Here is a 16,760-nt window from a genome sequence, read left to right on the forward strand (position 1 = left end):
GGGCGCGGCGCCGCCCTCACGCCTGATGCCGCGCCGCCAGCGCGCGCTGCAGCGCGTGCTTCAGATCCTCGTAATGGACCGGCTTTAACAGCGCCTCGAACACCGACGGCGCGCCAGTCACCCCACCTTCATCATCCCGCACGACCTCCGGCGCGTACGCGCTGACCACGATCACCGGCACGCCCGCCGACGGTCCACCGCCCACCGCGAAGTCCTCGAGAAACGTGTAGCCGTCGCGCCCCGGCATATGCAGATCGAGCAGCACCACTTCGCACCGGTGTGTATCGAGCCACGCGAGCGCGTCGTTGGCGTTGCCGACTGCGAGCGAGTCGTAGCCCATGTGCGCGACCATTTCGCTGAGTGACTCGCGGATCAGGCTGTTATCGTCGATGATCAGCACGCACGGTTGCGCGCCGTCCGGCTCGGCTTGCGCCGCGACGTCGGCCGGCTCGACGGTGGCGACCGGCACGACCGGAATCGTCACCGTGAAGCGGGTGCCCTCGCCGACCGTGCTCGCGACATCCACCGTGCCGCCGAACAGCTTGACGAGCCCTTGCACGATCGTGAGCCCCATGCCGGCGCCTTCGAAACGGCGCGAGCGCTTCGCGTCGAGCTGAGTGAACTCCTCGAAGATCAGCGGGATTTGCTCGGACGGCACGCCCGGTCCCGTATCGCTGACGACGAAAACCAGCAGCGCCGGCTGCTGGCGCAGCTCGACGCGCACCGTGCCGGTCTCGGTGTAGCGGATCGCGTTGGTGACGAGGTTGTTGACGATCTGCCGGATGCGGTGCGGGTCCGACTCGACGAGCCCGCTCGCGCCGCTCGCCTCGCTTTCGAGCTTGAGGCCGCGCGCCTTGGCGGACATCGTGTGTTCATCGACGATCGACGCCAGCAGCTCGCGCGGCTCGAAATGCTGGTGCCGCAGTTCGAGCTTGCCGGCGCCGAGGCGCGCGTAGTCGGTCAGGTCCTTCATCTGCGCTTCGAGATGGCGCGCCGCGGTTTCGAGCCGCTGGATCACCTTGCGGTCGGCCTCCGTGTGATAGTGGAAGCCGAGCAGTTCCACCGACGACACGATCGCATGCAACGGCGTGCGCAGCTCATGGCTGATCATGCCGAGAAACGCATCCTTCGCGAGGCTCGCCTCCCGCGCCGCGCGGCTTGCCTGATGCTCGGCTTCCAGCGCCGCGCGCTGCTGGCGCATGAGCCGCGTGCGGCGCCGGCCGTTGAGCACGAGCAGCAGCGTCGCCGCCGCCGACAGCAACAGCAGCACCAGACCACCCGCGAAAAGGAGGCGGCGTTTGTCGATGAAATCGCGGTTCATCGCTTCGCGGTCGGCGACATCGGCGAAACGGCGCGACAGCGCAAGATCGTTGACCTCGCTCCAGTGCTGGCGCAGCTGCGCGTCGATCCGCGCGGCACGGGTGCGGTCGCGCGGCAGTACGTCGATCTCGGGCTGGATGTCGTCGAGCACATTCTCGAGCGTCTTGATTTCGTCGATCTGCCGTTGCAACAGAGCGAGCTGCGCGGAGAGCCGCTGCGTCGAGCCGGCCATCACGCGCAGCTTCGATTGCAGCAGCTGGAAGCGCAGCAGCAACCGCTGATAGTCGTCGTCGGCGCCGGACTGATACAGCAGCAGCTGGTTCTCGAAGCGAGCGTAGGCGATCTGCAGTTGTGCGGCGTCCCAGTAGAAACCGTCGTAGGTGCCGGTCAACTGCTCGGTCGCGCGCGGGTTCAACAGGTTCGCATAGAGCAGGTAGCCGATCGCGCCGACGGGCGCGGCGAGCGCCATCAGCCAGATCAGCACGTACATCGCGCGCCGCCACGGACGACGCGCTATTTGACGATGAGGGCCTTGATCTGCCATACGAATTTCGAGTCGCCGACCGCGCCAGTCAGTTCATCCGGAAAAGCGTCGCGCGGATAGATCAGAAACAGCGGCCCGAAGTCGCTGAGTTTCAGGCGCTGGCCGTTCATGCTGTACGCGACGATCACGCCGTAGCGTTCGCAGTCCGCGACCGGCACGCTGTAGGTGTAATCGTCGTACGTGTGAAGCTCGATTTCGCTGCCGCGCGCGCCGACGGCCTTCAGGATGTCGGCGAGCCTGGGACCGGCGAACGTCGAGCGCGGTGTCCAGGTGGTCGAAGTCGTGATCGTATGAACGGGCAGCGCGAGCAGTTGAGCCTCGTCGAAGTGATAGGTGCGATGCGCGGCGTCGTTGGTGTTGGCGATCTTGCCCTCGACGTCGAGCGCCAGCGCCGGCGACTGCCGCACGCCCGGCTGCGCATGCGCGCCACAGACGGTAAGCCCGACGATCAGGCCCGCGAGCCCCGTCAGCCAGCGCATCCGCCAGGGCACACCGGTTTCGCCGGCTGCATTGCGCAGCGTTGCAATCAGGTTGGCCATTTGCTTTTTTATCCGTTTTAGTTGATTCGCCGGACCGTGGGCGGCGCCACGGTCAGCCGATCTTATGCCACGCGAAGTGTTGCGCCATACCGTGCAGTCAAACGCGTGCCACCCCGACACGCGACCTTTGACCCGCATGCATAATATCGCCAAAATGCGCTGACTCAAAAACCCGATAGTCATGAACAAGCCGGTCTTGCCCCTGACGTACGAACAGCTCGATCACTGGATCGAATCGCTGCAACCGGAGTTGCTCGCCGAGCGTTTCACGATGGCGCTCGGCATTCTGCGCGGCGGCGCGCCGCTCGCGCTGATGGTGTCGCACGCGGTCGGCGCGCCGGTCGCGTTCCTGCGCTACGATCGCCAGACGCGCGCGGTCGCATGGGATTCGACGCTGCCGATCCCCCCCGCCGGCTCGAAAGTGCTGTTGTGCGAGGACATCGCCGGACGCGGTTTTACGCTCGCCGATTGCATCGGGTTCCTGCAGTCGCACGGGCTCGAAGTCAAAACGCTGACCGCTGCGGTCGATGAACTGAGCCGCGTGCAGCCCGACTACGCGATCGACGCGCGCGGCTACTTCGCCCTCTTTCCATGGGAGCGCCAGGCGTACACCGAGCGCTACCGAGACGACTGGGCACGCGTCGAAGCCGGCGCCGCGCCGGCGATGGCCAACGACCACGAATATGCGGCTTACGCAATCGACCTCGACGGCATCCTGCTGCCCGACGTACCGCTCGCGCGCTACGACGAAGACCTTGCCGGCGCGCTCGCCGAGCGCGACGCGCTGCTGCCGTTCGAGGTGCTGCCCGGCGTCGACCTGCAACACGTGCGCACGATCATCACGGGCCGCCCGGAGATGGATCGCGCGCGCACCGAAGCGTGGCTCGCGCGACACGGCTTCGCTCATCTGCAACTGGTGATGCGCGCGCCCGGCCTGCATGACGACAGCCCCTCCGGCTCGGCCGCGCACAAGGCGAGCGCGGCGCTGCGCTCGGGTGTCACGCACTTCGTCGAAAGCGATCCGGTGCAGGCGCTGCTGATCGCGCAGCAGGCGCCTTTGTTGCGAGTGATCTGGTGGGATGCGCTGACGCGCACGGGGATGCTGGTGAGCGCAAGGGCGTGGAGTTGAGCCGAGCTCAGCGTTCTCTACTTGTCCTTCCCCTCGCGCAACTGCAAATGACGCGCGGCCCGCTGCGACGCGACGACGATCAGCTTCATCGTCGCGCGCGTCGCGCCGACGAACAGCTTGCGCGCGACGCGTTCGTCGAACGAGTCGAAGTCGATCTCGGTGAAGATCACGCACGGCGCCGCCTGCCCCTTGAAGCGGTAGATCGATTCGAACAGCACGTCGCCGTCGCGATACTCCGGGTTGCCGAACAGATCGTATTTGCCGGTGAAGCTGCGCAGCCGATGCGGTCCGAGATGATCGAGCGCGCTCATCGCCGAACCGTCCCTGCCGCGGAACGACAGCACCACGATGTCCTGCTTGCGAAAGCCGAGCCCGAGCGCGTGGGTGATCGCGCGCTTGGTCGCGTCGATACTGCTTTCGGCGGCCTGCGCTTCGTCGTAGACCGACACCGAAACGTCCGAGCCGTCAAACGGACTGCCCGACGCGAGCGCCGCGGCAAGCGGCACCGACGAGCCGACCACATCGCGCAGATAGTCGAGGATGTCACGCGGACTGCGGTAATTGGTGGTTTCCTTCAGCGTGGCCCAGCCGGGTAACGCCACCGGCTCGCGCATGTACAGATTCTGCAGCGGGTCTTCGAGCCACCACCACGCGCCGCCCGGCCGCAGCAGCCGCTCGAGCGAGGCAATCCACGACTGCTGGAAATCCTGCCCTTCATCGACGATCAGCACGTCGAACTGCCAGCGCGGCTCGATCGGCGTGTCGGCGAATCCGGCCTCCAGTTGATCGAATACCTGCGCGGACTGGAAATCGGGCGCGCGGCCCGCGTCGCGCATGATCCAGTCGCACAGCTGGTGATAGTTCGCGACCTTCGCCTCCGGCGGCGCGACCCGCGCGATGTGATCGGCGAGTGGCCGGTTGAAGCACACGTACAACGGCCGCTCACGGCGCGCGACCGCGTCCTTCATCACCTGCACCGCGAGTTGCGTCTTGCCGGAGCCCGCCGTGCCGACCACGCGCAAACGGAACGGCGCGAATTCGAGCCGCCGGGCCCACGTGGCGAGTCCGCCCGACAGGCGCGTGACGAGCGTGCCCGCCTGGCCGACGAGCGCGCTCGTGTCGGGTGCCAGCGCAAGTTCGTCGGCGAGAAAGTGATGGATTTTCGATGCGCTGGGAAGGCGCGGCTCATCGGCCGGCAGCGCTTCGCGGATGATCGCCGCTAGCCGTTCGCGCCGCGTCGCGTCGACGATGCGCGCGGGATTCACGCCGGCGATCGCCGCATCCTTGACGATGTGATCGGGACAGTACAGCAGTTCCTCGATGAAATACGTGCCGGCGCCGAACGCCGCGGTAAAACGCCGGTGCAGACTCTCGATCGTATGCGCGAGCGCGATCGCGACGTTGCGCTCGGTCTGCAGATACACCTTGACGAGCCCCTTCGGCGTTTCACGCAGAAAGCCGGTCTTCTGCTCGATGATCATCAGACGCCCGGCGGGACTCACGATGACGAAGTCGGCCTCGCCGAATACCGAGAAGTTCTGGTTCAGGCGAGTCCAATGGACGCCGTGATAGACGGTGTAATCGTCGGGCAGTGCATGTTCGAGCAGCGCCAGTGTTTCGCGTTCGCGCGCCGCCGCGCCGGTCGCTTCGAGGCTCTTCCAGTCGTCGGGAACAATGCGGGCCATGCGGTGCCTTATTGGGTAGGGATGCGTGAGCCTACGCGTGTCGGCTCAGTGCGCAATTCGGGGTGCGGTCATTGTACGCAACGGGGTGGCGGGCGTCGCATCCGCGAGGCTTCGTGCCGCCTCGCGCGGAGGGCGCCTTTCGGATGCCGCGCAAAGCTTCGCGCATCGTGTATCGTAGCTGGCTGAACGCCGCGCGCGAGGCGCGGCTTGCCAACCGTAAGAGAAAAGGATTTACCGGATGATTACGATCTGGGGACGTACCAATTCAGTCAACGTCCAGAAAGTATTGTGGTGCTGCGACGAACTCGTGCTGCCATTCGACCGCATCGACGCGGGCCTGCAATTCGGCCGCAACAACGAACCCGACTATCTCGCGATGAACCCGACCGGCAAGATCCCGACGCTGGTCGACGACGACTTCGTGCTGTGGGAATCCAACTCGATCCTGCGCTATCTGGCGATGCAATACGGCGAATCGAGCCTGCTGTATCCGGCCGAGCCGAAACTGCGCGCGAGCATCGACCGCTGGCTGGACTGGTCCCTGTCGACGCTGCAGCCGGTGGAACGTCCCGTGTTCTGGTCGCTCGTGCGCACGCCGGAGGCCGAGCGCGACGCCGCCAAACTCGCCGCCGACGTGAAGGCGGTCACCGTGCTGTGGCGCCTGCTCGACACGCATCTTCAGGGCCGCTTCTTTCTCGAAGACGAAAAGTTTACGCTTGCCGATATCGTGATCGGCGCGTACGCGAAGCGCTGGTTCGGCCTCGACGGTTTGCAGCGGCCGCCGCTGCCGAGTCTGGAGCGCTGGTATTCGCGTCTGACGACGCGCACCGGCTTCAAGAAGTACGTGGATTTTCCGTTGACCTGAACGGCCGGTTCATTGGCGACTTCGTAAGCGCCGCCCGCGCGCTTGTGCCGCGCTTGTGCCGCGCCTGTGCCGCGCCGATCCCCCGACCGGCGCGGCGACCCACCGCGCATGCCTCTATAATCGACGCATGAAAACCGCCAACCCCGCCGCCAAGCCCGCCGCAACCGGCCATCCGGTCACTCCCGCACCTGCCGCCTCCGCCGTCGATGCGCACGAGCATCATGTGCATCACGACGTGCATCAGCCGTCGCAGGAAGCGGCTCTCGCACTGGCCGAGCAATATTGCCGCGAACGCGGCGAAAAACTCACGCCGATCCGGCGCAAGGTGCTCGAACTGCTGCTGAACTCGGGACGCGCGACCAAGGCCTATTCACTGCTCGACGAAATGCGCCAGATTCACCCGGGCTCGGCGCCGCCCACCGTCTATCGCGCGTTGGATTTTTTGCTGTCGGCGGGACTCGTGCATCGGATCGAGTCGATCAATGCGTTCACCGTCTGCCATGATCTGACGCAATGCCAGCACGGCATTCTCGTCGTATGCCAGCAATGCGGCAGCGTCACCGAGTTGCATCAACCGAAGCTGCGTCAGGCCCTGATCGCGCAGATCGAAGACGCGGGCTATCGGCTCGCGAGCGACGAAATTGAGTTGAAGGGCCTCTGTGCGGCCTGTCAGGCGGCCGCAATGGCTGGCGAAGCCGCGCCGGTGGCCGCGGCGAAATAGCGGCGCGCTACGCGTCAGGTGCGCAACGCGGTGGGATGCGCTGCGAAGCGTCGATGGCCGCGCGCTGTTCCGCGAAACGACGTCTTCCCGCCGCGCGCCGGCCTGCTACTACTCGCTCTCCACGAAAGCCCGCTGCGAGCCCGCTACGAAGCGGCGATCACCCCGCCGCGCGGGCGTCGATCGCGTCGCGCAGCAACGTCACGAGCGCTTCGGGTAACGCGGGTTTGGTCATGAAATGCTGGAAGCCTTCGCCGATGCTGCGCAGGCGGTATGCGTCGTCGGTATGGCCAGTCAGCGCCACCGCCACCGCGGGCGAATGGCCGCCGCAAATCTCGTGATCGCGCAGCCGCTGGATCAGATAGAAGCCATCCATGGTCGGCAAGTCGAGGTCGCAGACGACCGCGTCGGGAAGCAACTCCATCGCCGCCACGACACCCTCTTCCGCATCGGCGACCGCGCATACCTTCGCGCCTTCCGCCTCGAGTAGCAAGGTCAACGATTCCCGGCTGTCGGGGTCGTCCTCTACCAGCACGATCGTGGCCTGATCGAGCCTCATTGCTGCATTCATCGTATGTTGTTGCTCTGGAAAACCGGTTAGGCCATCGGAAGTGGCCAATGTTTCACTCTGCTGATTGCCGCCGATTTGCGCGGCCGAGGTGTTGCTGTCCATGGTTCCGACTCGATTTCGCACGCCGAGTTGCAGACAGGTCCGCGATTGTAAAACATTGCTGAGCACCTTCCCGAGTACAACGCGTGCGCACGGTAACGCGCCAAAATTGCACGTCGATGAAAAAACGGCGCTCGACGCATACCGCGATTTAGCTGCTGCGTGTCCGCAGTTTTTCCGCGGCTCGCCGATTGCCGGCACCCGATGTTCCGGCGCGGTTCGCACGAACCCCGTTCGTACGGCCTTCTCCGCCCGGTCTCGATTCTGTCCTTCGTATTGTTTGCGCGACGCGGCGCTGTCGTTCGTGTTGCGCCGCTCGCATCCGACGACTTTGCAAGCATGTCGCGTGCCTTGCTGCAGGGGTTCGCGTCAAGTGAAGAGGGGCGGGGTCGCGCGTGCCGATGACACGTGAATGAATTGGCGCTTACCCGCTAACCGTTGGCGCCGCGGCGCTATCATCGTGGGCGCGCATGCGCGGCATGCTTCGATTGGCGGCCGTCCGCACGCGTCTATCGATGTCCACTCATCCCAACCCGAGGCCACCCGACACCATGTCCGCCACATCGTCCGCGCTTTGCACCGCGACGCTCGAGATCCTTCGTCACGTCAGCACCGCCACGCTGACCACGCAGCTATTCAAGCGCGGTCTGCGCAATACCTTCATGCAGGGCGTCGCACCGCTCGGTCCGCGCCGCGGCGCGAATCTGGTTGGGCCGGCGTTCACGCTGCGCAACATCCCGTCGCGCGAAGACATCGACGTGCTGGAGCTATTCGCGGACCCTGAGTACGCGCAACGCAAATGCGTCGAGACCATTCCGCCGGGCCATGTGCTCGTGCAGGATTGCCGCGGCGAGCGCGGCAGCGCGTCGTTCGGTTCGATTCTGTCGCTGCGTTTGCAGGTGCGCGGCGTGGCCGGCATGGTGTCCGACGGCCCGGTGCGCGACAGCGCGACGATCGCCGCGCTCGACATGCCGGTGTTTTGCGCCGGCGCGAGCGCGCCGCCCAATCTGATCCGCCATCACGCGGTCGACATCAACGTGCCGATCGGCTGTGGCGGCGTCGCGGTGTTTCCGGGCGACGTGATCGTCGGCGATGGGGATGGGGTCGTCGTGATTCCGCTGAAGATGGCCGACGACGTCGCGCAAGCCGCGGCCGAGCAGGAACGGCTCGAAGCGTTTCTGACCGAAAGGATTCGTGCCGGCGCCGCGCTACCCGGCACCTATCCGCCGAACGACGAGACGAAAGCGGTGTTCGACGAGTGGAAGAAAAACCGCAAAATCTAGGGCCTTTTTCAAACGACACGGCGACCGATGTGCCACACCGGCCGCCGGTTCAAGCGCCCTTGGCGGGCCCGATGCCCTGCACCAGCAACGCCACCGCATGCCGTGCGATCTCCGCGCCGCCGATAGTGCGGCGCAACGGATCGTTACGCCACAGCTTCGAGGTGGCCAGCGGCAGAATCGTCATGCCGAGCAGCGTGACGAATACGAGCGCGGGTTCGAGCGATGCATTCAGGCGCCCCTCCTTCTGCCAGCGCGCGATCGCGAGCAGCGACTCCTTCTGATGCGCGAAGCCGAAACGCTCATGCATGCGCTGGCGCAGCAGACCGCCGTCGCTGATCACTTCGCGAATCCACAGCGACGCGAACCACGGGTTATCGCTCGCGATCTGCACGAGCCGCTCGGTGAACTGCGTGATCGCCGCGACCGGATCGTCGGAATTTTCCCGGAACGGCAGACCGAGGCTTGCGCGCAACGGCGCGAAACACTCGTCGATCAGCACATCGAGCAGTTGATCGCGTGTCTTGAAGTAGTAGTGCACCATCGCGGGCGTGAAGCCGGCCTCGCGAGCGATCTCACCGAGCGATGTCTCGACGATGCCCTGCCTTGCGAACAACGTCAGCGCAGCGTCGAGCAAGCGCGCACGTTGCTCTGGGCCGCGCGCGGCGCCCGTCGGGCGGCCGGGGCGGCGGGCGGGCGACCCGGTTGGCGCGCCGCTTGTGAGATTCGCGGTTTGCGTATCCGCTTGCGTCGCCTCGAGTTTGGGCTTCGACGCGCCACGCTTTTTTGCGGCAATTCGCGCGGGTGTCACGACGCGGTCCGCCGCGGCGTCATCAGACGAGATCCTTGTCATTGCATTGAATTTGACGTGAGAGGCGATGTCACCTATATTAATCGTTCAGTTAATTAATTTCAACGCGTTGCCGCCATGGAACAACCCGCTACGACCCTGTCCGTCGACTCCGCGCCCGAGGGACCCCGCCAGGCCTCAGCCGCAGACCCAGCCGATCATCCGCCGATCCGGCTGCTGTTTCCGGCGCTGCTGCTGGTCATGCTGCTCGCCGCGCTCGACCAGACGATCGTGTCGACCGGGCTGCCCACCATCGTCGGCGATCTGGGCGGGCTCAATAACCTGTCGTGGGTCGTGACCGCCTACCTGCTCAGCTCGACGATCGTCGTGCCGCTGTACGGCAAGTTCGGCGACCTGTTCGGCCGCAAGATCGTGCTGCAGACGGCGATCGTCATCTTTCTCGTCGGCTCGGCGCTGTGTGGCATCGCGCAAAACATGAGTCAGCTGATCGTGCTGCGCGCGCTGCAAGGCCTCGGCGGCGGGGGCCTGCTCGTCGTGACGATGGCGGCGATCGCGGACGTGATTCCGCCCGCTGAGCGCGGCCGCTATCAGGGCGTGTTCGGCGGCATCTTCGGTCTCGCCACCGTCATCGGTCCGTTGCTCGGCGGCTTTCTGGTCGAGCATCTGACCTGGCGTTGGATCTTCTACATCAACCTGCCGCTCGGCATCCTGTCGCTGATCGTGATCGGCGCGGTGTTCAAGCCGCACGTGCGCCACGTCAAGCACACGATCGACTACATGGGCGCCGCTTTTCTCGCCGGCGCGCTGACCTGCATCATCCTGTTCACGAGCCAGGGTGGCACGATCCTGCCGTGGACCTCGCCGCAACTGTGGTTCACGCTCGGCATGGGCCTCGTAGCGATCTGGGGCTTCATTCACGAAGAGCGCAGCGCGGTCGAACCCATCATGCCGCTCGGACTGTTCAAGCAGCGCACGTTTCTGATCAGCAGCCTCGTGAGCTTCATCATCGGCGTATCGCTGTTCGGCTCCGTTACGTTCATTCCGCTCTATCTGCAGGTCGTGAAGGGCTCCACGCCGTCGCAAGCCGGCATGCAGATGCTGCCGATGATGGGCGGCCTGTTCATCCTGTCGATGGTGACGGGCCGTCTGATCAGCAAGATCGGCAAGTATCGGCTGTTCCCGATCATTGGCACGTTCCTCGTCTCCGTGGCGATGCTGCTGCTCGCGCGCCTGCAGATCGATACGCCGATTCATGTGATGTATCTATACATGGGCCTGCTCGGCTGTGGCCTCGGCATGGTGATGCAGGTGCTGGTCCTCGCGGTCCAGAACACCGTCGAGTTCAAGCATATGGGGGTGGCGACGTCGGGCGTTACGCTGTTTCGCTCGATCGGCGGCTCGATCGGCGTGGCCGGTTTCGGTGCGGTGTTTTCGAACGGACTGGCCTCACGCCTCGAAAAGCTGATCCCGCCCGATACCGAACTTCCGCAGGCCCTGGGTCCCGCCGCGATTCGTCAGCTACCCGAAGCATTGCGCAACGACTATCTGCATGCTTTCGCTGGCGCGTTGCATACCGTGTATCTGTCGGCCGCATGCGTCGTGGTGCTCGCCTTCGCGCTGGCGTGGCTGCTGAAGGATCATCCGTTGCGCAGGCACTGAGCGTTCTTCTGCGCCTGATCCGGATGCTGATGCAAACGCTTACCGGCAAGCATCCAATAGCCGGGTGATCACGAGGCCGCACGCGCAACGCGTCGGCCTCGTTGTTTTTTTGTCGCATTCACTCATGGGGCGCGCCCGTGCATTTGTCGTGAAACAACAGACACATACATTCGTTTTTGAGCGTATCGGCAAAGTTTCTTCATACCTCCGAATGAGCGGTAGCGCACACAATCCAGGGGCCTACCGCGTTGACGTCCCCCGTGAAACATCACATATTGGAAACCGTGGAAACGCAGGCGCGGCCTACGTCTCCACGACCTCCGGCGCATGTGGATCGTGATTCCGCGGACAAGGCTCCTGCCTCAACACGATCCGGAGCATGCCTTTACGGCATCGTTTTCCAAAGGTGGGTCCACGGCATGTCCACCCAGACAGCAACCGGCCAAAGTTTCCCCACGCCCTGCAAACGCTGCGGCGGCGCACTGTACCGACAAGTCGACGCCTGCCCCTACTGTGGCGCTGCGCATCCGTTCGAGCAAGACGATCCGCACATCCGCACCGGTATTCCAGGCAGCCGCGCGAGCGCCACGCACAAGCCGCTGCCCCGCTTCGACGACGAGCTCGGCACACGGGACGAACCGGTCATCGCCTCGACCGCGATGGCGTCCGAATCTCTGTTGCAGAGCGAGCCGATCATGCACACGGCGCTCGTGTCGACCGACACCGCTATCCCACCTTACGAAGATCCGATGTACGCGCCGCGCAACACTGCGCAGACGATCTGGCGCGTGCTATACGTGATCGGCGCGGTCATCGCGATCGGCCTGGCGTATATCGCTTATACGTTATTCAGCGACGGTGGCGAATCGGAAGATAAAGGCGTCGAGCAGATTACTCAGGATGTCCGCACCACGACGACCGGCATGATCGCGCCGCTTGCGTCCGCGCCGGTGATGGCTCAAGCACAGACCGCACACGCGCCGGCCGCGGCCAGGCCTGCGCCACCGCCCGTGGGCGAACTGGCGGCGAAGCCCGCGCCCGTAGTGCCCACGGTTCCCGTCATTCCAGCGACACCGGCTGCGCCGCCTGTCATGCCGCCGCTGGCCACGACGCCCGTGCGGCCCGCGACGCAATTCCACGACGCCGCACAGGCGTTGCAGGTCGCGAGGACCGCGTTCCGCGCCAACGACCTGTCCGCCGCGCAGGCCGCTCTCGTTGCCGCGCAAACGTTACAACCGGGAAACAGCGATGCGCAGGTTCTGGCCGATCAGATGCGGCCGCTCGTCCAGCGTCGCGATACCGCGCTGCAGGCCGCGCAGGTTTGCGTCGCGCAGCAGTCGTGGCCGTGCGCGCGTCAGCACGCGAACGAGGCGCTCGCGATCGACAGCAGCAACGACGCGGCGAAAGTGATCCTCGAGCGCGTGATTCGCGAGACCGGCTGGGCGCCGCTGACTCCGCCGCATGCGGCAACGGACGCCGCGCCGGGCGCGCCGCTCGCGCAGGCGCAACTGCAGGTACCGCTGCCCGCCGGCATGCTGGAGCACGGCGCGCTTGCCGCGACCGCACCGAACGCCGGCGTCGTGAGAACTGCGACGCCGCGGAGCAACTAGCGCTCAAGCGCGACGCAACCCTCCGCTCAGGATCGCGGAGACGCGAACGACTGCGCCGTCACGCAAAAACATTGCTTCGCATACCAGATCGAATGGTCGCCGTCTGTGCCGATTCCCACATAATCGTGCGCCCTCTGAGCGCCAACAGACGGAGCGGCCCTGACGGCAGTTTGAACATGACATGGCAACCGGATCACTGGTGCTTGCACGCGCCACGCGTGAAGCGGGATCAACCTGACCGATAGGTAGAAAGACCATGCTGAAGAGACTTCTCGCGGGCTGGCTGGGGCTGGTGGTACTGGTCGTATGTTCGCTGGCCGGCGCGGAACCGGCCCACTACAAGATCGTCACCGGGCCGGAGCGCGGCACCTATATCCAGATCGGCAACGACCTGTCGAAATGGGTGGCCCAGCCGGTCGGCATCGACCTCGAAGTGGTGGCGTCGAAAGGCTCGGCCGAAAACGTGCAGCGCATGCGTTTCGAGCCCGGCGTGAAGCTCGCGCTCGTGCAGTCCGACGTGTACCAGGCGTTCATCGACATGGCCAACACGGGCAATCCCGATGCCGGCACGACGATCCGGCCGTTGCGACTGATCATGCCGCTCTACGACGAGGAAATTAACGTCGTCGTGCGGGCGGATTCGCCGCTGAAAACGCTCGCCGACATCAAGGACAAGACCATCAGCGTCGGCCTGCTGGGCAGCGGCACCGCGCAGTCGGCGACGACGCTCTACCGCCTGATGTTCGGCCAGCCGATTCCCGAGCAGAACGTCGTGCATCTGAGCAACGAGGACGCGCTGGCCGCGCTGATCGTGAAGAAAATCGACGTCGCGATCATCGTGGTCGGGCAACCCGCGAATCTATTCACCAGCATGAAACCCGACCTGCTGTCACAACTGCGCCTGCTGCCCGCCGATCCCAACGCGCCGGAGACGAACCGCGCAAAGCAGACCTACTTTCCGACGACGATCCGTCAGAGCAGCTACCCCGGCTGGCTGAAGGAAGACGTGCCGGGCCTCACGGTCAAAGCGTTTCTGGTCACCTACGACTATGGCTTGCGCGACACCGTCAGCAATCTGAATCATTTCGCCGACTCGTTGTGCGCGAACTTCGACAATCTGCAGGAGCACGGCCATCCGAAATGGAAACAGGTGAAGCTCGAATTGCCGACGCTCGTACGCGGATGGAAGTACTACGGTCCGGTCGAAAAGCACCTGCGCGCGTGTCTCGCGAACCGCACCGCGGCGATGAGCGCGGCGGCCGCCCAACCCGCGCCGAAACCGCACACGCCGTGCTCGGAACAGGAGCGGATGCTTCTGCTGTGCAAATAACGCCGTAGCAAGGACCGCGCGCGCCTGATTCGATTCAGTTCGTCTCAGACGCGCTCGCGCCCCGCGTCGGCCGACACCGCGCACGCATCCATCGCCCGTTGCAACGCCTCGTACACCTTCGGGCGATTGCATTGCGACACGTTGAAACGCAGAAAGCTCGCCGCCGCCTGCGACGCGCTGAACACGTTGCCCGGCGCGAGCACGACGCCCGCCGTCAACGCATGACGGGCGATGTCGGCGGCATCCAGCGCCTCGGGCAAGCGCGCCCACACGAACAGGCCCGCGCGCGGCCGTGTCCAGATATCGAGGCCCGCGTAGCCGAGACGCCTGATGGTCTCTCCCATCGCATCGGCCAGCTTCGCGCGCATCGCCTCGAGATGACGCCGATAGGTACCGTCGACGAGCATCCGATGCACGACGCTCGCCGCGAGTTGGCCGTTGCCGAACGACGTCGCGAGCTTCAGATCGATCAGCGGTTCGACCCATTCGGCCCGCGCGGCGATATAGCCGCAGCGCACCGCCGCCGACAGCGTCTTCGAAAAGCTACCGATCGACACGACGCGAGAGAGCCCGTCGAACGCGGCGAGTCGCGGCGCAGGTTCGTCTTCGAAGTCCGCAAAGATGTCGTCCTCGACGATCAGCAGATCGTGCTCGCCTGCGAGCTTGAGCAGCCTGTGCGCGACCGCCGGCGCGAGCGTCGCGCCGGTCGGATTGTGGATCGCCGAGTTCGTCACGTAGAGCCGCGGACGCTGCTCGACCAGAACGCGCTCGAACGCCGCGAGATCCGGTCCCTGCGGCGTGTACGGCACGCTCGCAATCCGCACGCGATGCGCGCGCAGCAGCGCCTGAAAATTGAAGTAGCATGGATCGTCGATCAACACCGTGTCGCCGGGTTCGAGCAGGAAGCGGCACACGAGATCGAGCGCATGGGTGCCGCCGTCGGTCAGCAGGATCTGCTCGGGCGGCGCATCGACGCCGTGCGCGGAGAGCCGCCACGCGAGCTGCTGACGCAGCGCCGGCAAGCCGGCCGGGCTCGCGTAGTCGGCGAGCGGTGACTGCGGATCACGGGCGACCGCACGCAGCGCGCGCCGCACGCCGTCTTCCGGCAGCCACGAAGCCGGCATCCAGCCGCAGCCTGGCTTCAGCGCTTTCGAACTGGTCTCCAGCGACTGCCTCGTGAGCCACAGCGGATCGACCTCTCGATCGAGCCGGGGGCCGAGATCGGCGAGCGCGAGCGGCGGCGCATGGCCCGACACGAAGAACCCTGAGCCGCGCCGCGCGACGATCACCCCTTCCGCGACGAGACGGTCGTAGGCTTCCACCACGGTCGATTTCGACACGCCGAGCGTGTCGGTCATCGCGCGAATCGACGGCACGCGCGCGCCCGGCATCAGCGAGCGGCTCGCGATGCGCTCGCGCAGATTGTCCATCACGAGGCCGACGCGCGTGCCCGGCACCGTCTCGTTGTTGTCGGTTCCCGCCATCTGTACTGCTCCATGTTCGGTACAGTTTGTGCGAACTGTACTGATCTGTAGCTTAACGTTTACGGCCGCGGCGCGCATCATGTGACTCTTTGAGCGCAGGGATGTACGTAATGGACAAGACCACCAACGGCTGGCTCAGCGGTTTCGCAGGCGTGCTGATTTTCAGCGGCTCGCTGCCGGCCACGCGGCTTGCCGTGCAGGGACTCGATCCGGTGTTTCTGACCGTGGCGCGCGCGACGATCGCGGGCGTTCTCGGTCTTCTATTGTTGCTGGTGTTCCGCGAGACGCGGCCACAGCGCCGCGATCTGCTGCCGCTCGTGGTGGTCGCGCTCGGCGTCGTGGTCGGCTTTCCGTTGCTGACCGCGCTGGCGCTGCGGCATGTGAGCGCTGCGCATGCGGTCGTGTTCATCGGTTTGCTGCCGCTCGCCACCGCGATCTTCGGCGTGCTGCGCGGCGGCGAGCGGCCGCAGCCGGCGTTCTGGCTGTTCTCGGCGCTCGGCAGCGCGGCGGTGGCCGCGTTCGCGTTGCGGCACGGCATCGACGCGTCGCCGCTCGGCGACGCGCTGATGCTCGCGGCGATCATCGTGTGCGGGCTGGGCTACGCGGAAGGCGCGCGGCTGTCGCGTCACCTCGGCGGCTGGCAGGTGATTTCGTGGGCGCTCGTGCTGTCGCTGCCATTGATGCTGCCGCTCGCCTGGTGGACGCGCCCCGTGTCGTTCGACGGTGTCGGCGCCGCCGCACTGTGGGGACTCGCGTATGTGTCGCTCTTCAGCATGCTGATCGGCTTCGTGTTCTGGTACCGCGGACTCGCGCTCGGCGGTATCGCGGCGGTTGGTCAACTGCAGTTGCTGCAGCCGTTTTTCGGGCTTCTGCTCGCCGGCGTGCTGCTGCACGAACAGGTCCCGCCGTCGATGATCATCGTCACCGTGATCGTGGTCGCCTGCGTGGCGGGCGCTCGGCATTTTTCGCGCGGGGCGCCGGCGCGGCGGGCGGCCTGACGCGGCTCGACCAGCGCACGGCGAACAGTCTTTTTCACGATCGAATTGCGCGAGTCGTGGGTCGATATGTCATCATTTCGCAGATTGGCACAACCAGCGCCTTGCGCCGCGACTGACG

At 65.4% G+C, this 16,760-nt stretch carries 14 protein-coding genes; 8 read left to right on the forward strand and 6 right to left on the reverse strand.

Features of this window, described 5'->3' with window-relative positions:
• Positions 1-16 precede the first annotated feature (16 nt).
• Both AB3X96_RS23685 and AB3X96_RS23690 read right to left on the reverse strand, forming a co-directional pair.
• Positions 17-1,864, reverse strand: coding sequence for a hybrid sensor histidine kinase/response regulator (locus tag AB3X96_RS23685; RefSeq protein ID WP_368591639.1), 1,848 nt, complete (start codon positions 1,862-1,864; stop codon positions 17-19).
• Positions 1,834-2,403 carry a molybdopterin-dependent oxidoreductase gene (locus AB3X96_RS23690; protein ID WP_368591640.1) on the reverse strand — a complete coding sequence of 190 codons (570 nt, stop codon included), beginning with the start codon at positions 2,401-2,403 and terminating at the stop codon, positions 1,834-1,836. Before AB3X96_RS23690 ends, AB3X96_RS23685 begins: the two co-directional genes overlap by 31 nt.
• 181 nt (positions 2,404-2,584) lie before the next feature.
• Between AB3X96_RS23690 and AB3X96_RS23695 the strand changes: the two genes are divergently transcribed.
• On the forward strand, positions 2,585-3,532 hold the full coding sequence (locus AB3X96_RS23695; RefSeq protein WP_368591641.1) for a phosphoribosyltransferase family protein: 948 nt from the start codon (positions 2,585-2,587) through the stop codon (positions 3,530-3,532).
• A 17-nt stretch (positions 3,533-3,549) separates the two neighbouring features.
• On the opposite strand, the gene AB3X96_RS23700 is transcribed toward AB3X96_RS23695, so the two are convergent.
• Positions 3,550-5,217, reverse strand: a complete 1,668-nt coding sequence (locus tag AB3X96_RS23700; RefSeq protein WP_368591642.1) for an ATP-binding domain-containing protein — start codon at positions 5,215-5,217, stop codon at positions 3,550-3,552.
• 238 nt (positions 5,218-5,455) lie between these two features.
• On the opposite strand from AB3X96_RS23700, the gene AB3X96_RS23705 reads away from it, so the two are divergent.
• Complete coding sequence (locus tag AB3X96_RS23705) at positions 5,456-6,082, forward strand: glutathione S-transferase family protein (RefSeq protein WP_368591643.1); 627 nt, start codon at positions 5,456-5,458, stop codon at positions 6,080-6,082.
• A 127-nt stretch (positions 6,083-6,209) separates the two neighbouring features.
• Positions 6,210-6,803, forward strand: a complete 594-nt coding sequence (locus tag AB3X96_RS23710) for a Fur family transcriptional regulator (protein WP_368591644.1) — start codon at positions 6,210-6,212, stop codon at positions 6,801-6,803.
• Positions 6,804-6,960: 157 nt separating this feature from the next.
• Here the strand turns inward: AB3X96_RS23710 and AB3X96_RS23715 are convergent, their stop codons facing one another.
• On the reverse strand, positions 6,961-7,473 hold the full coding sequence (locus AB3X96_RS23715; RefSeq protein ID WP_176105726.1) for a response regulator: 513 nt from the start codon (positions 7,471-7,473) through the stop codon (positions 6,961-6,963).
• A gap of 548 nt (positions 7,474-8,021) precedes the next feature.
• On the opposite strand from AB3X96_RS23715, the gene AB3X96_RS23720 reads away from it, so the two are divergent.
• The gene (locus AB3X96_RS23720; protein ID WP_368591711.1) at positions 8,022-8,753 is read left to right on the forward strand and encodes a ribonuclease activity regulator RraA; all 732 of its coding nucleotides are present in this window, start codon (positions 8,022-8,024) and stop codon (positions 8,751-8,753) included.
• 49 nt (positions 8,754-8,802) lie between these two features.
• On the opposite strand, the gene AB3X96_RS23725 is transcribed toward AB3X96_RS23720, so the two are convergent.
• Complete coding sequence (locus AB3X96_RS23725; protein ID WP_368591645.1) at positions 8,803-9,603, reverse strand: TetR/AcrR family transcriptional regulator; 801 nt, start codon at positions 9,601-9,603, stop codon at positions 8,803-8,805.
• Between the two features lie 75 nt (positions 9,604-9,678).
• Between AB3X96_RS23725 and AB3X96_RS23730 the strand changes: the two genes are divergently transcribed.
• From AB3X96_RS23730 to AB3X96_RS23740, 3 genes are all read left to right on the forward strand, one after another.
• Positions 9,679-11,220, forward strand: coding sequence for an MDR family MFS transporter (locus tag AB3X96_RS23730; protein WP_368591646.1), 1,542 nt, complete (start codon positions 9,679-9,681; stop codon positions 11,218-11,220).
• Between the two features lie 419 nt (positions 11,221-11,639).
• Complete coding sequence (locus AB3X96_RS23735; protein ID WP_368591647.1) at positions 11,640-12,830, forward strand: hypothetical protein; 1,191 nt, start codon at positions 11,640-11,642, stop codon at positions 12,828-12,830.
• Between the two features lie 256 nt (positions 12,831-13,086).
• Positions 13,087-14,160 carry a TAXI family TRAP transporter solute-binding subunit gene (locus tag AB3X96_RS23740; protein ID WP_176105722.1) on the forward strand — a complete coding sequence of 358 codons (1,074 nt, stop codon included), beginning with the start codon at positions 13,087-13,089 and terminating at the stop codon, positions 14,158-14,160.
• Positions 14,161-14,204: 44 nt separating this feature from the next.
• Here AB3X96_RS23740 and AB3X96_RS23745 read toward each other — a convergent pair whose 3' ends face one another.
• Entirely contained in the window at positions 14,205-15,644 is a 1,440-nt protein-coding gene (locus AB3X96_RS23745; RefSeq protein ID WP_368591648.1) for a PLP-dependent aminotransferase family protein, read from the reverse strand.
• A gap of 110 nt (positions 15,645-15,754) precedes the next feature.
• Here AB3X96_RS23745 and AB3X96_RS23750 point away from each other — a divergent pair, with 110 nt between their 5' ends.
• Positions 15,755-16,642, forward strand: a complete 888-nt coding sequence (locus AB3X96_RS23750) for a DMT family transporter (protein WP_368591649.1) — start codon at positions 15,755-15,757, stop codon at positions 16,640-16,642.
• Positions 16,643-16,760: the final 118 nt, after the last annotated feature.

The organism is Paraburkholderia sp. BR13439, assembly GCF_040948805.1.
Classification (GTDB): domain Bacteria; phylum Pseudomonadota; class Gammaproteobacteria; order Burkholderiales; family Burkholderiaceae; genus Paraburkholderia; species Paraburkholderia youngii.

Coding starts and splice junctions, on each gene's coding strand:
- AB3X96_RS23685 (WP_368591639.1), bottom strand. CDS start 1,864: ATGGCAGATCAAGGCCCTCATCGTCAAATAGCGCGTCGTCCGTGGCGG.
- AB3X96_RS23690 (WP_368591640.1), bottom strand. CDS start 2,403: ATGGCCAACCTGATTGCAACGCTGCGCAATGCAGCCGGCGAAACCGGT.
- AB3X96_RS23695 (WP_368591641.1), top strand. CDS start 2,585: ATGAACAAGCCGGTCTTGCCCCTGACGTACGAACAGCTCGATCACTGG.
- AB3X96_RS23700 (WP_368591642.1), bottom strand. CDS start 5,217: ATGGCCCGCATTGTTCCCGACGACTGGAAGAGCCTCGAAGCGACCGGC.
- AB3X96_RS23705 (WP_368591643.1), top strand. CDS start 5,456: ATGATTACGATCTGGGGACGTACCAATTCAGTCAACGTCCAGAAAGTA.
- AB3X96_RS23710 (WP_368591644.1), top strand. CDS start 6,210: ATGAAAACCGCCAACCCCGCCGCCAAGCCCGCCGCAACCGGCCATCCG.
- AB3X96_RS23715 (WP_176105726.1), bottom strand. CDS start 7,473: ATGGACAGCAACACCTCGGCCGCGCAAATCGGCGGCAATCAGCAGAGT.
- AB3X96_RS23720 (WP_368591711.1), top strand. CDS start 8,022: ATGTCCGCCACATCGTCCGCGCTTTGCACCGCGACGCTCGAGATCCTT.
- AB3X96_RS23725 (WP_368591645.1), bottom strand. CDS start 9,603: ATGACAAGGATCTCGTCTGATGACGCCGCGGCGGACCGCGTCGTGACA.
- AB3X96_RS23730 (WP_368591646.1), top strand. CDS start 9,679: ATGGAACAACCCGCTACGACCCTGTCCGTCGACTCCGCGCCCGAGGGA.
- AB3X96_RS23735 (WP_368591647.1), top strand. CDS start 11,640: ATGTCCACCCAGACAGCAACCGGCCAAAGTTTCCCCACGCCCTGCAAA.
- AB3X96_RS23740 (WP_176105722.1), top strand. CDS start 13,087: ATGCTGAAGAGACTTCTCGCGGGCTGGCTGGGGCTGGTGGTACTGGTC.
- AB3X96_RS23745 (WP_368591648.1), bottom strand. CDS start 15,644: ATGGCGGGAACCGACAACAACGAGACGGTGCCGGGCACGCGCGTCGGC.
- AB3X96_RS23750 (WP_368591649.1), top strand. CDS start 15,755: ATGGACAAGACCACCAACGGCTGGCTCAGCGGTTTCGCAGGCGTGCTG.